This is a genomic window from Mitsuaria sp. GD03876, from assembly GCF_029840635.1.
In the GTDB taxonomy this organism is placed as follows: domain Bacteria; phylum Pseudomonadota; class Gammaproteobacteria; order Burkholderiales; family Burkholderiaceae_C; genus Roseateles.
Genome location: NZ_JAOCCU010000012.1, coordinates 1 through 14,201 on the forward strand (window position 1 = coordinate 1; position 14,201 = coordinate 14,201).

General features: G+C 70.3%; 9 protein-coding genes and 1 pseudogene. 6 read left to right on the plus strand and 4 right to left on the minus strand.

Translation table 11 applies throughout. The annotated features are described in order from the left end of the window. The 5 genes and pseudogenes from N5D62_RS09390 to N5D62_RS09410 form a co-directional block, all read left to right on the plus strand. Positions 1–269 (plus strand): annotated as a pseudogene (locus N5D62_RS09390) (hypothetical protein); the annotation flags it as partial. A 25-nt stretch (positions 270–294) separates the two neighbouring features. Further along, positions 295–3,534 (plus strand): MdtB/MuxB family multidrug efflux RND transporter permease subunit, encoded by a 3,240-nt coding sequence (locus N5D62_RS09395; protein ID WP_279757456.1) that lies wholly within the window; start codon positions 295–297, stop codon positions 3,532–3,534. Next, positions 3,531–6,731, plus strand: coding sequence for a multidrug efflux RND transporter permease subunit (locus N5D62_RS09400; protein WP_279757457.1), 3,201 nt, complete (start codon positions 3,531–3,533; stop codon positions 6,729–6,731). Before N5D62_RS09395 ends, N5D62_RS09400 begins: the two co-directional genes overlap by 4 nt. 3 nt (positions 6,732–6,734) lie before the next feature. Next, positions 6,735–8,237 carry an efflux transporter outer membrane subunit gene (locus tag N5D62_RS09405; RefSeq protein ID WP_279757458.1) on the plus strand — a complete coding sequence of 501 codons (1,503 nt, stop codon included), beginning with the start codon at positions 6,735–6,737 and terminating at the stop codon, positions 8,235–8,237. A gap of 305 nt (positions 8,238–8,542) precedes the next feature. Continuing rightward, positions 8,543–9,118 (plus strand): hypothetical protein, encoded by a 576-nt coding sequence (locus tag N5D62_RS09410; protein WP_279757459.1) that lies wholly within the window; start codon positions 8,543–8,545, stop codon positions 9,116–9,118. 48 nt (positions 9,119–9,166) lie between these two features. Here N5D62_RS09410 and N5D62_RS09415 read toward each other — a convergent pair whose 3' ends face one another. The 3 genes from N5D62_RS09415 to lipB form a co-directional block, all read right to left on the minus strand. Further along, complete coding sequence (locus N5D62_RS09415; protein WP_279757460.1) at positions 9,167–11,146, minus strand: peptidase M61; 1,980 nt, start codon at positions 11,144–11,146, stop codon at positions 9,167–9,169. Between the two features lie 157 nt (positions 11,147–11,303). Then, positions 11,304–12,314, minus strand: a complete 1,011-nt coding sequence (gene lipA / locus N5D62_RS09420; RefSeq protein WP_279757461.1) for a lipoyl synthase — start codon at positions 12,312–12,314, stop codon at positions 11,304–11,306. 31 nt (positions 12,315–12,345) lie between these two features. After that, a complete protein-coding gene (gene lipB, locus N5D62_RS09425; protein WP_279757462.1) occupies positions 12,346–13,014 on the minus strand; it encodes a lipoyl(octanoyl) transferase LipB in 669 nt (222 codons plus the stop codon). A gap of 62 nt (positions 13,015–13,076) precedes the next feature. On the opposite strand from lipB, the gene N5D62_RS09430 reads away from it, so the two are divergent. Then, on the plus strand, positions 13,077–13,778 hold the full coding sequence (locus tag N5D62_RS09430) for a tetratricopeptide repeat protein (protein WP_279757463.1): 702 nt from the start codon (positions 13,077–13,079) through the stop codon (positions 13,776–13,778). Between the two features lie 129 nt (positions 13,779–13,907). Here the strand turns inward: N5D62_RS09430 and N5D62_RS09435 are convergent, their stop codons facing one another. Further along, complete coding sequence (locus N5D62_RS09435) at positions 13,908–14,201, minus strand: DUF493 family protein (protein WP_279757464.1); 294 nt, start codon at positions 14,199–14,201, stop codon at positions 13,908–13,910.

Genomic DNA, 14,201 nt, shown 5'->3' on the forward strand with positions numbered 1-14,201 from the left:
GCGGCCACCGGGCCTCGGGCGCGTCGGCGCCGCAAGGCGGCCGGGGCGATACCGGCAATCCGGCCGACGCCGCCGAACGCGCGCCGACCGCCGGCGCCCGCAACGACGCCGCGCAGTCCGGCGGCGAGCGCCCGGCCTGGCTCGACCGCCTGCCGCCGGAGGTCCAGGACAAGGTCATGAAGATGAGCCCCGCCGAGCGCGAGGCCTGGATCGCCGAACGCCGCGCCGAGCGCGCCAAGCGCCAGGCCGCGTCCGCCGGCGGCAACTGAACCCGCGAAGGTCCAGGCCATGGCCATGAACCCGTCCCGTCCCTTCATCGAGCGGCCGGTCGCGACCTCGCTGCTGATGCTGGCCATCCTGCTGGCCGGCCTGCTGGCCTACCGGCTGCTGCCGCTGTCGGCGCTGCCCGAGGTCGACTACCCCACCATCCAGGTCACCACGCTCTACCCGGGCGCGAGCCCCGACGTCATCTCCACCACCGTCACCGCGCCGCTGGAGCGCCAGTTCGGCCAGATGCCCGGGCTGAACCAGATGACCTCGTCGAGCTCGGGCGGCGCGTCGGTGATCACGCTGCGCTTCTCGCTGGGGCTGTCGCTGGACGTGGCCGAGCAGGAGGTCCAGGCGGCGATCAACGCCGGCGGCAACCTGCTGCCCAGCGACCTGCCGATGCCGCCGGTCTACAGCAAGGTCAACCCGGCCGACGCGCCGGTGCTGACGATCGCGGTGACCTCGCCGTCGCTGCCGGTGATCAAGGTCCACGACCTGGTCGAGAACCGCCTGGCGCCCAAGCTGTCGCAGGTCGACGGCGTCGGCCTGGTGAGCATCGCCGGCGGCCGCCGCCCGGCCGTGCGCATCCAGGCCAATCCGCGCGCGCTGGCGGCGCTGGGCCTGTCGCTGGACGACGTGCGCAGCGCCATCGCCGCGGCCAACGTCAACCAGGCCAAGGGCAGCTTCGACGGCTCGCAGCGCGCCTCCACGATCGACGCCAACGACCAGCTGCGCTCCGCCGCCGAGTACCAGAACCTGATCGTCGCCTGGAAGAACGGCAACCCGCTGCGGCTCAGCGACGTGGCGCAGATCGTCGACGACGCCGAGAACCTGCGCCTGGCGGCCTGGGCCGACACGACGCCCGGCGTGATCCTGAACGTGCAGCGCCAGCCCGGCGCCAACGTGATCCAGACGGTCGACCGCGTGAAGGCGCTGCTGCCCAAGCTGCAGGGCACGCTGCCGGCCTCGGTCGACGTGCAGGTGCTGGCCGACCGCACCACCACCATCCGCGCCTCGGTCGACGACACCGAGATCGAGCTGCTGCTCGCGATCGCGCTGGTGGTCGCGGTGATCTTCCTGTTCCTGCGCAGCGGCAGCGCCACGCTGATCCCCAGCGTCGCGGTGCCGCTGTCGCTGGTGGGCACCTTCGGCGTGATGTACCTGGCCGGCTTCTCGATCAACAACCTGACGCTGATGGCGCTGACGATCTCGACCGGCTTCGTCGTCGACGACGCGATCGTGATGATCGAGAACATCGCGCGCTACGTCGAGGAAGGCGACTCGCCGATGGAGGCGGCCTTCAAGGGCTCGCGCCAGATCGGCTTCACCATCATCTCGCTGACGGTGTCGCTGATCGCGGTGCTGATCCCGCTGCTGTTCATGGGCGACGTCGTCGGCCGGCTGTTCCACGAGTTCGCGATCACGCTGGCGGTGGCGATCCTGATCTCGGCCTTCGTCTCGCTGACGCTGACGCCGATGATGAGCGCGCGGCTGCTCAAGCCGGAGACCGAGCAGAAGCACTCGCGCCTGGGCACGTGGTTCGGGGAGAAGTTCGAGGCCATGATCCAGGCCTACGGCCGCGGCCTGGACTGGGTGCTGGACCGGCCGGTGCTGACGCTGCTGGGCTTCGCCGCGACGCTGGCGCTGACGGCGCTGCTCTACCTGGTGGTACCCAAGGGCTTCTTCCCGGTGCAGGACACCGGGCTGCTGCAGGTCATCACCGAGGCGACGCAGAGCACCTCGTTCGACGCGATGAGCACGCGGCAGCAGAAGCTGGCCGAGGTCTTCCTGAAGGACCCGGACGTCGACCACATCGCGTCCTTCATCGGCGTGGACGGCGCGAACGCGTCGCTGAACACCGGCCGCATGCAGATCACGCTCAAGCCGTTCTCGACGCGTCACGCGTCGGCGACGGAGATCATCGCGCGGCTGGCCGACGCGAACCGCCAGGTCCCGGGCATCGTCGCCTACATGCAGCCGGTGCAGGACCTGACGATCGAGGACCGCGTGTCCAAGACGCAGTATCAGTTCCTGCTGAGCTCGCCGGACTCGGGCGACCTGCAGAAGGCCAACGACCAGTTGCTGGAGCGGCTCAAGCAGCTGCCGCAGCTGGCCGACGTCGCCAGCGACCTGCAGAACCAGGGCCTGCAGGCCTGGGTGCAGATCGACCGCGAGGCGGCCGGCCGGCTGGGCGTGACGATCGCGGCGATCGACACCGCGCTGTACAACGCCTTCGGCCAGCGGCTGATCTCGACGATCTACACGCAGTCCAGCCAGTACCGCGTCGTGCTGGAGGCCGCGCCCGAGTTCCGCAGCGGCCCGCGCGCGCTCGAGGGCCTCTACGTGCCCGGCACCACGACGGCGACCAACGCCGCCGGCACGCCGCAGACGAGCACGGCACAGGTGCCGCTGAGCTCGGTCGCGCAGATCGTGGAGCGGCCGGCGGCGCTCGCGATCAACCACGTGGCGCAGTTCCCGGCGGCGACGATCTCGTTCAACCTGCCGCCCGGCGTCGCGCTGGGCGACGCGGTGAAGGCGATCAAGGCCGAGCAGGCCAACCTGGACCTGCCCATCAGCGTCGAGACCAGCTTCCAGGGCGCGGCCGAGGCCTTCAGCAATTCGCTGTCGAGCACGCTGTTCCTGATCCTGGCCGCCGTCGTCACGATGTACATCGTGCTGGGCGTGCTCTACGAGAGCTACATCCACCCGGTGACCATCCTGTCGACGCTGCCGTCCGCGGGCGTCGGCGCGCTGCTGGCGCTGCTGCTGGGCGGGCTGGACCTGGGGATCATCGCGATCATCGGCATCGTGCTGCTGATCGGCATCGTCAAGAAGAACGCGATCATGATGATCGACTTCGCGCTCGAGGCCGAACGCGAGCAGGGGCTCGATCCGCGCGCGGCGATCCACCAGGCCTCGCTGCTGCGCTTCCGGCCGATCCTGATGACGACGATGGCGGCGCTGCTGGGCGCGCTGCCGCTGATGCTGGGCACCGGCGTCGGCCATGAACTGCGGCATCCGCTGGGCGTGACGATGGTCGGCGGCCTGATCGTGAGCCAGCTGCTGACGCTGTTCACGACGCCGGTGATCTACCTGGGCTTCGCGCGCATGGCGCAGCGCTGGCGCGAACGCCGCGGCGTCAAACGCGAGACGCGCGCCGCCGACGAGCGTCGCGGTCCCGACGCACCGCAGATCGCCGATCCGGCAGGCCCCATCGCGCCGGTCGGACCGGTCGGCCCCGCGGGTCCTGGCGGAGACCTGCGATGAATATTTCAGCGCCGTTCATCGCCAGGCCGGTCGCGACGACGCTGATCACGATCGGCATCGCGCTGGCGGGGATGCTGGGGTATCACTTCCTGCCGATCGCGCCGCTGCCGCAGGTGGACTTCCCGACGATCTCGGTGTCGGCGTCGCTGCCGGGCGCGAGCCCGGACACGATGGCCGCGACCGTGGCCACGCCGCTGGAGCGCGCGCTGGGCAGCATCGCCGGCGTGACGGAGATCACCTCGCGCTCGTCGCTGGGCTCGAGCAACGTGACGCTGCAGTTCGACCTGAGCCGCGACATCGACGGCGCCGCGCGCGACGTGCAGGCCGCGATCAACGCGGCGCGCACGCTGCTGCCCACCGGCATGCCGAGCAATCCGACCTACCGCAAGGTCAACCCGGCCGACGCGCCGATCATGATCCTGGCGCTGACCTCGCAGACGCTGACGCGCGGGCAGATGTACGACACGGCGTCGACGGTGCTGGCGCAGCGGCTGGCGCAGGTCGCCGGCGTCGGCCAGGTCAACGTCGGCGGCGGCGCGCTGCCGGCGGTGCGGGTCGAGCTCAATCCGGACAAGCTCGCGGCCAACGGCATCTCGCTGGACCAGGTCCGGCAGGCGATCTCCAACACCAACGCCAACCGGCCCAAGGGCGCGGTCGAGGAAGCCGGGCGCTACTGGCAGATCGGCGCGAACGACCAGGCCCGCACCGCGTCCGAGTACGCGCCGGTGGTGCTGTCCTACCGCGACGGCGCGGCGCTGCGGCTGCGCGACGTGGCCGACGTCGTCGACTCGGTGCAGGACGTGCGCAACTACGGCGCCTCCAACGGCCAGCCGGCGATCCTGCTGTTCATCCAGAAGGAGCCCGGCGCCAACATCATCGAGACGGTGGCGCGGGTGCGCGAGCTGCTGCCGCGGCTGCAGGCGTCGATCCCGCCGGCCATCGAGCTCAAGGTCATCAGCGACCGCACGCCGACGATCCGCGCCTCGCTGGACGAGGTGCAGCGCGCGATGGCGATCGCGGTGGGCCTGGTGATCCTGGTGGTGCTGCTGTTCCTGCGCAGCTGGCGCGCGACGCTGCTGCCGGCGGTGGCGGTGCCGGTGTCGCTGGCGGGCACCTTCGGCGTGATGTACCTGTGCGGCTACAGCCTGGACAACCTGTCGGCGATGGCGCTGACGGTGGCCACCGGCTTCGTCGTCGACGACGCGATCGTGGTGCTCGAGAACATCACCCGCTACATCGAGCAGGGCATGAAGCCGGTCGAGGCCGCGCTGCGCGGCGCGCGCGAGATCGGCTTCACGGTGATCTCGATCAGCCTGTCGCTGATCGCGGTGTTCATCCCGATCCTGCTGATGGGCGGCGTCGTCGGGCGGCTGTTCCGCGAGTTCGCGGTCGTGCTCTCGTCGGCGATCCTGGTGTCGATGATCGTGTCGCTGACGACGACGCCGATGATGGCCTCGCGCGTGCTGAAGCCGCGCAAGGAACACATGCCCGGGACGGCCGCGAAGCGCAAGGGCGCCTTCGCGCGGCTGGCGGGGCGTTTCAACCGGGCGCTGGCGCGCGGCTACCGGCGCTCGCTGATGTGGACGCTGCGGCACCAGCCGGTGGCGCTGCTGTCGCTGGTGGCGGTGATCGCGCTGAACGTGCACCTGTACGGCGCGATCCCCAAGACCTTCTTCCCGCAGCAGGACACCGGCGTGCTGATCGGCGGCGTGCAGGCGGACCAGGGCAGCTCCTTCGAGATGATGCGCAAGCGGGTCGACCGCTTCATGGAGATCCTGCTGTCGGACCCGGCGGTGCAGAACGTCAACGGCAACACCGGCGGGGGCTCGCGCAACTCGGCCAACTTCTACATCACGCTCAAGCCGCTGAAGGAGCGCGGCGTGTCGGCCGACCAGGTGGTGGCGCGGCTGCGCGACAAGATGTCGCACGAGCCCGGCGCCAACCTGTTCATGGTGCCGGTGCAGGACATCCGCATCGGCGGCCGGCAGGCCAACGCGCAGTACCAGTTCACGCTGCAGGCGGACGACCTGACGGTGCTGCGCGACTGGGAGCCGCGGGTGCGCAACGCGCTGTCCAACCTGCCGGAGCTGACCGACGTCAACACCGACCAGCAGGACAAGGGCGTGCAGACCTCGCTGGTGATCGACCGCGACGCGGCGGCGCGGCTGGGCGTGACGGTGAGCACGATCGACACGACGCTGAACAACGCCTTCGGCCAGCGCCAGGTGGGCGTGATCTACAACCCGCTGAACCAGTACCGCGTGGTCATGGAGCTGGCGCCGCAGTACCTGCAAGGGCCGGAGACGCTGCGCAAGCTGTATGTGATCAGCAGCTCGGGCGCGCAGGTGCCGCTGTCGGCGTTCAGCCGCTTCGAGACGACCAACACGCCGCTATCGGTGAGCCACCAGAGCGGCACGCCGGCCTCGACGATCAGCTTCAACCTGCCCGAGGGCGTGTCGCTGTCGCAGGCGACCGACGCGATCAACAACGCGATGGCGGAGCTGGGCGTGCCGGTGTCGCTGCGCGGCACCTTCGCCGGCACGGCCAACGCGTTCCAGGACGCGCTGAAGTCGCAGCCGATCCTGATCGGCGCGGCGATCGTGGCGATCTACCTGGTGCTGGGCATGCTCTACGAGAGCCTGGTGCACCCGGTGACGATCCTGTCGACGCTGCCGTCGGCGGGCGTGGGCGCGCTGCTGGCGCTGATGATGTTCAACACCGAGTTCTCGATCATCGCGTTGATCGGCGTGATCCTGCTGATCGGCATCGTGAAGAAGAACGCGATCATGATGATCGACTTCGCGATCGCGCGGCAGCGCACGACGGCGCACCTGACGGCGGGCGCGGCGATCTTCCGCGCCGCGAAGCTGCGGCTGCGGCCGATCCTGATGACGACCTTCGCGGCGATCTTCGGCGCGGTGCCGCTGGCGCTGGGCAGCGGCGACGGCGCCGAGCTGCGCAAGCCGCTGGGCATCGCGATCGTCGGCGGCCTGATCCTGAGCCAGCTGCTGACGCTGTACACGACGCCGGTCGTCTTCGTGACGATGGAGCGGCTGCGCCAGCGCGTGATGCGGCGCCGCGAGCGCCGGCGCGCCAGCCAGTCCGTCGGCCCCGATGACCGCCGCGGCACCGGACCCGGCGCCGGCACGCCTCCGATGACTCCCGAGCCGCCCGCGGCTCCGACCCTGCAGGGCTGAAACATGCCGACCCCGATGAGCACGACCTTCTCCCGTTCCTCCACGCGCGCGTCTGCGTCGCGCGGCCGCCCTTCGCCGCGCCCCTCGCCGCCGACGCGCACGGCCGCCGGCGCGATGCTGTTCGCGCTGACGATGCTGCTGGGCGGCTGCGCGGTGACGCGCGTGGATCCGCCGGCGCCGGTCCAGGCCCCGGCCCAGTTCAAGGAAGACGGCTTGTGGAAGCAGGCGCGGCCCGCCGCCGCCGAGCCGGTGCCCGAGCAGTGGTGGACGCTGTTCGGCGATCCGGTGCTGGACGACCTGCAGCACCGGCTGGTGATCGGCAACGAGAACCTGAAGGCGGCGGTGGCGCAGGTGACCGGGGCGCGCGCGGCGCTGGAGGCGAGCCGCTCGGCCTTCTTCCCGACGCTGTCGGCGGGGTTCTCCGGCACGCGCAGCGCGAGCCCGGACGGCAACGTCACCAACGGCTCGATCAACCGCGGTCCGACCAACAGCGTGCAGGCCTCGCTGAACGCGAGCTGGGAACTGGACCTGTGGGGTCGGCTGCGGCTGGCAAGCGAAGGCGCGAACGCGTCGCTGCAGGCGAGCGCGGACGACCTCGCCGCGGCGCGGCTGAGCGCGCAGGCGACCTTGGCGCAGACCTATTTCTCGCTGCGCACCGCGGAGGCGCAGGAGGCGCTGTACGACCGCAGCGTGAAGGCCTACGAGCGTTTCCTGTCGCTGACGCAGGCGCGTTACGACAGCGGCGTGGCGGCGCGCGGCGACGTGCTGCAGGCGCAGACGCAGCTGCGCACGGCGCAGGCGCAGTTGCTGGAGACGCGCTCGACGCGGGGCCAGCTGGAGCACGCGATCGCGGTGCTGCTGGGCCTGCCGCCGTCGGCGCTGGCGGTGTCGAAGAGCGCGGCGCTGCCCCAGGCGCCCGAGGTGCCGGCGATGTTGCCGTCGCAGCTGCTGGAGCGCCGGCCGGACATCGCCGCGGCGCAGCGGCGCGTGGCGGTGGCGTACGCGCAGATCGGCGTGGCGGACGCGGCGTACTTCCCGTCGCTGACCTTGTCGGCGAGCGGCGGTTATCGCAACAACACGCTGAGCAACCTGCTGTCGGCGCCCAACCTGTTCTGGTCGGTCGGCCCGTCGCTGGCGGCGGCGATCTTCGACGGCGGGCAGCGCAAGCTGGCGAGCGCGCAGGCCCGCACCAGCGCGGAGGTGGCGACGTCGACCTACCGGCAGACGGTGCTGACGGCGCTGCAGGAGGTCGAGGACAACCTGATCCTGGCCGATCACCTGCGCGAGGAAGCGCGGCTGCAGCAGGAGGCGCTGGAATCGGCGCAGCGCAACCTGCAGCTGGTGACCGACCAGTACAAGGCGGGGACGGTGTCCTTCCTGGACGTGACCACCGCGCAGAACAGCGCGTTCAACGCGGAGGCCTCGCTGCTGTCGGTGCGCAACCGGCAGCTGGCGGCGATCAACCTGTTGCTGAAGAACGTGGCGGGGCGGTGGACGCCGGCTTGACGGTGCGCCCGCGGGTTCGCGAGCGTCAACCTCCTGTCTTCGGAACGCCACAACGTGCCTGACCCTTGAGTTTGGTCGGAATTGGACGCTCCTAGCATGCCTCTCATTGGGCGCGGCACCGCGCCTCGGATGACGGTCGCGGCTGCGCCGCGAAAGGAGCAGGCATGGAAGTCAACGCGGATGTGGTGGACGAGCCTCGCGAAACCCCAGCGGATTGCGAGCGTCGTCTTTCCATCGCGGTCCAACTGCGCCGACGCGCAGAGCTTGCGAGACTGAAGATTGCGCTGACCTCCCAAGAGGCTGGCATGTCTCAGTTCGAGAGTCTCTTGGGTCGCATGTTCGCCGGAGGCGATCTCTGGGTCGTCGACGAGCGTCTGGCGTATCACACGCACCTGGCGTCGGACATGCCGATGAGCCGTCTCCGCGCGGTTGACGTGGTCGACAGGGACCAGCCGGACCTGGTGGTGTTCAACACGCCGCGCGCGTTCGCCGACACGAAGAGCCCCTATCAATCCGTCGTCATCGTGGAGTTCAAGCGGCCCGAGCGCAACGAGTACCCGCCGAAGGAGGAAAACCCCGTCGAGCAAGTGCTGCGCTACGTCCGCAAGATCAAGGAGGGCCAGGCCAAGGACCGGGACCGACGGACCATCAACGTCGGCGCGATCCCCTTCTATGCCTACATCCTGTGCAGTCTCACGCCGCGGATGCGCGCGATCGCCGAGGACCACGACTTCGTGAGGACGCCGGACAACGAGGGCTACTTCAAGTACCACCAGAGCCAGGGCTGCTACATCGAGATCGTCTCGTACGACAAGGTGCTCAACGACGCGAAGAAGCGCAATCGCGCCTTCTTCGAACGATTGCAGATCCCGGCCGCGTGAGGGCCTCGGTCTGGTCCGACGATTCGGCCCCGTCGCGCGGCCGCGGCGCTAGCGGTCGCGCGGCGCCAGCAGCGTAGACAGCGAATCCGGAGTGCCCTCGATCCGCTCGAGGACCGGATAACGCAGGCCTCGGGAGGCGTCGACCTCGACGGTCTCTTCGCGGCCGTCGACCACGATCTCCAATGTCAGGCCGCCGTGGCGCGCGCCGTCGGCGACGGCGCGACGCAGCAGGTCCGGGCCGAAGGCCGCGCCGTTCACCGACTTCAGCCGCGCGCCAGGCACGATGCCGGCGCGGAAGGCCGGGCCATCCCAGGTCATCGACTTCACGACGCCCTTCGGCGTGACCGACAGGCCGATCGACCAGCTCAGCTCGATGACGCCGTCGCTCTCCTCGTTCAAGCGGAAGTAGTCCGTCGGGGTGTCGCGGAAAGCGAGGCGCCAGCCGTGGCGGGTCAGGCCATCCAGCACGCCGGCATCCTCGTGCGAGTCCAGCTTTGCCTTCAGCGTCGACGCCCAGTCCGAGGGGCACGCGCGCTGCAGCGCCGCCACGACGTCCGCGTGCGCGTAGGGCCGCTGGCGCTCGCCGGGCTTGCGGTCGGCCGCGCTGAAGAACGCGACCGCGACATCGTCCAGGCCCTTCGCGCCCCGGCTGCAATCGCGCAACCGGCCGTCGATGTCGAGCCAGAAGAGCACGCCCTCGATGTAGTAGTCCTCGCGGCGCTGCCAGTCCCGCCAGGACACCGGGCCGTTCTGGATCAGCGGATCGTTGGCGCTGTCGGCCAGCGACTTCCAGCGGCGCCCCGGCCGCGATTGGACGATGGCGGCGTCCAGCGCGATCGCCTCGAGCGTCTGCGCCACGCTGCGCAGCCCCGAGCGCGCGCCAATCACGCGGGACCAGAACTCGGTCTGGCCCTCGTAGACCCACAGCAGCGTGCCCGCCGTCGGATCGTTGGGCGTCGGCGCGACCATGTCGGCCGGAACGCGCCACGCGCCATTCCAGGCATGGATCAGTTCATGCGGGATCACGTCGATGAAGGGCGCCGAGCCCGCCACGTTGGCGAACAGGTCGGGCGGCAGCACGACCTCGCTCGAATCCGCATGCTCGATCCCGCCCGGTCCCGGCAGGCGATCGTCCAGCGCCATCAGGAAGTCGTAGCGCGCGAACGGCGGCGCGCCGAAGACGGCCCGGGTCTCGCGCCACACGGCGCGCAACGGGGCGTCGAAGGCCTCCGCGCCCTCGACGGACTTGGCGTCCACGGCCAGCCAGTGCGCGCGCAGCGGCACGGCGCCATCGACGATCTCGCGCGTCGCCAGGTGGCGCGCCGCTTGCACCGGCGAGTCGATCAGCCGGTCCAGCGTCACCGGCGCGAAGCGCAGGGTCTCGCCGTCGCGCGTGCCCGCGAGCGCCGTGGCGGGTTTCAGTCCCGCGGGCAGCTTCAGCGAGGCTTGCACCGGCAGCTCGCTGGCCTTCCATCCCGAGGGATACATCACCACCCGGTTCCAGGCCAGGCCGACGAACCCGTCCATCACCGTGGCCGAGGGATCGCGGAACAGCGGCGCGAGGTATTGGAAGTCCACCACCAGTTCGCGCGCGCCGCGGGGCACGGTGACGTGGAAAGCGTGCACCCGCGCCGGATCGCGCCGCCAGGCCAACGGCTGGTCGTCGGCGCGGATCGTCAGGCCCGCGAGCCGGTGCGCGGAGATGGACGGCGCGTGGCTGGCCGCGTCCCATTGCGGATAGAGCAGCGTCATCTCGCCGGCGCGCTGCACCGGGATGCGCTGCCGGACCGTGGCGATCCGGCGCCGCGTGTCGGTGACGTCGACCTCCAGCGTCATGACGCCCTTGAACGCCGGGCGGGCCTCGACCTTGGAGGGCTGGGCAGGTTTCGCGCGTTTGGTCGGCATGGCGGCCTTCATGTCGCCCACCGCGCCCTCAGCGCTCGCCGCCTCGGCAACGGGCATCAGGACGGGAAGCGCCAGCGCGACGCCGGCCAGGACGCGCGCGAGGGCGTGGGAATGCGAAGGCATGGGGGCTGTTCCTGGGTGGGCCGTGTGGGTGGGCCGTGGGCGACGGCGCCGTTTGTAGGGTGCCGGCGCGGTGTCCTCGAAAGTCATGGCGGCGATGTGGGCGCGCCATGCAAAACGGCTCCCGAAGGAGCCGTCCGTGTCGTCGCGTGCCGGGGGATCAGGCCGCCGAGGCCTTCTCGGCTTCGGCCTTCTCCAGCGCGGCATGCGCCTGCTGGTCCGCGTGGTAGCTGGAGCGCACCATCGCGCCGACCGCCGCGTGGGTGAAGCCCATCTTGTAGGCCTCTTCCTCGAACATCTTGAAGGTGTCCGGGTGCACGTAGCGGCGCACCGGCAGGTGGTGGCCCGACGGCGCCAGGTACTGGCCGATCGTCAGCATGTCGATGTTGTGCTCGCGCATGTCGCGCATGACCTGGAGGATCTCCTCGTCGGTCTCGCCCAGGCCGACCATGATGCCGCTCTTGGTCGGCACGCCCGGCACCGCTTCCTTGAAGCGCTTGAGCAGGTTCAGGCTGAACTGGTAGTCCGAGCCCGGGCGCGCTTCCTTGTACAGGCGCGGCGCGGTCTCCAGGTTGTGGTTCATCACGTCCGGCGGCGCGGCCTTCAGGATGTCCAGCGCGCGGTCCATGCGGCCGCGGAAGTCGGGCACCAGCACCTCGATCTGCGTGCGCGGGCTCAGCTCGCGCACCTTGCGGATGCATTCGGCGAAGTGGCCGGCGCCGCCGTCGCGCAGGTCGTCGCGGTCGACGCTGGTGATCACCACGTAGTTCAGCTTCAGCGCCGCGATCGTCTTGGCCAGGTTCAGCGGCTCGTCGACGTCCAGCGGATCCGGCCGGCCGTGGCCGACGTCGCAGAACGGGCAGCGCCGCGTGCACTTGTCGCCCATGATCATGAAGGTCGCCGTGCCCTTGCCGAAGCACTCGCCGATGTTGGGGCAGGACGCTTCCTCGCAGACCGTGTGCAGCTTGTGCTCGCGCAGGATCTGCTTGATCTCGTAGAAGCGGGTCGACGGGCTGCCGGCCTTCACGCGGATCCAGTCCGGCTTCTTCAGCTGTTCCGCCGGGATGATCTTGATCGGGATCCGCGCCGTCTTGGCTTGCGCCTTCTGCTTGGCGGTCGCGTCGTAGTCGGACGCGCTCTTGGCTTCGTGGGTGACGTTCTCGGTTGCCATCAGGCGTTCTCTCGGTTGCCGTGTCCGGGCCTCAGGGTTGGAGCTGGGCGGCGAGCCGCTCTCCGAACCGCTGGGCCACCGTGGCCCAGTCCGTGAAAACCCCGAGTGTACCGAGGTCCACCGTCCGAAGCCCTGCGTAGCCACACGGATGGATGCCCAGGAAGGGCTTCAGGTCCATCGCGACATTGAGCGCCACGCCGTGGTACGTGCAGTGGCGGCTCACCTTGATGCCCAGCGCCGCGACCTTGCCCAGGCCGCGGAACGGGTCCGCCGGATCGGCCGGGCCGGTCAGCGCCGCGTGGGCGCCGGGGTCGTCCAGCCGCACGTAGATGCCGGGCGCGCCGGCGACCCGGTGGCCGGTGACGCCGAGGCCGTCCAGGGTCTGGATCACGGCGGTCTCGAGCCGGAAGACGTACTCCTTGACGAAGATCCCCAGCCGCTTGAGGTCGACCAGCGGATAGGCGACGACCTGTCCGGGCCCGTGGTAGGTCACCTGCCCACCGCGGTTGGTCTGCACGACGGGGATGCCTTGCGCGTCGAGCACGTGTTCGGCCTGGCCGGCCAGGCCTTGCGTGTAGACGGGGTCGAACTCGCAGAGCCAGAGTTCATCGGGGGTGTCGGGGCCGCGGCCGTCGGTGAACGCGCGCATCGCGTCCAGCGTGGCCGCGTAGTCGACGCGGCCGAGGGTCTTGATCAGCATGCCGGCATGCTAGCCGCGATGGGCCTAGCATCGCCGCCATCGGGACATTCAGGAGCCGCGCCATGCCGCGTCAGATCACGGTCCTCGCGGCGTTGTGCGCCGCGCTCCTCGGTGGCGGAGCCATCGCCGCCGGCGAGGCGCGCGCGCCGGCCCCGCCGTCGCCTTCCGCGTCGGGCGTCACGCTGCCGCAGGCGCTGGCGACCTACGAACGCGGCGACCTGCCCGCCGCCGAGCGCCAGTTCCGCGCGCTGTCGCAGCGGGGCGTCGCGCTGGGCGACTACAACCTGGCGATGATGCACTTGCGGTCCGAGGTGTCCAAGCCGGACGCGAAGCTCGCGCGCTCGCTGCTGGTGCGGGCCGCCGGTCGCGGCCTGGTGCGCGCGGAGCTGGCGCTGGGCCAGTTCCACGAACAGGGCGAGGACGGCAAGCCCGATCTGGTCGAGGCCCAGTCCTGGTACCTGAAGGCGGCGGAGCATGGGAGCGTCGACGCGCAGGTGGCCGTGGCCACCGCGTTCTACCTGGGCCGCGGCGCCGCGAAGGATTTTCCCCAGGCCGCGCAGTGGTACCGCGAGGCGGCCAAGGGCGGCGATGTTGGCGCGCAGTACCTGATCGCGTCGATGTACGAATCGGGCCTGGGCGTGGAGCGGGATCTGCGCCTGGCGCGCTACTGGTACGACATCGCCGCGCGCAACGGCGACGAGGCCGCGCCGTTCAAGCTCAAGGCCGTGGACGACGCGCTCGCCGCCGATGCCGGGAAGATGTGAAAGCCCCAACTTCTAAGCCGTGCGCGGCTCCGATTCGGGAGGGCCCGCTAGGCGCAAACCGGAGCCATAGCAGGGCTATGGCGAGGATTTGCAACAACGCGGGCTGCCCGAAGCGGTGCCGCGCGCGGCTTAGAAGACGACTTTGACCATGGGGTGCGTGGTCAGCGTGCGGTAGAGCTCGTCGAGCTGCTCGCGGCTGGTCGCGGTGATGGTGATCGTGATGCCGAGGTAGTTGCCGCCCTTGCTGGGGCGTTGCTCGACGGTCGAGGCGTCGAACGCCGGATCGAACTGCCGCGCGATGCTGACGATCGCGTCGACGAAGCCCTCCACCTGCGCGCCCATCACCTTGATGGGGAACTGCGACGGGTACTCGATGAGCGATTGCTCGGGCGGGATCGGGGCGTTGTTGAAGGAGGTGGTCAT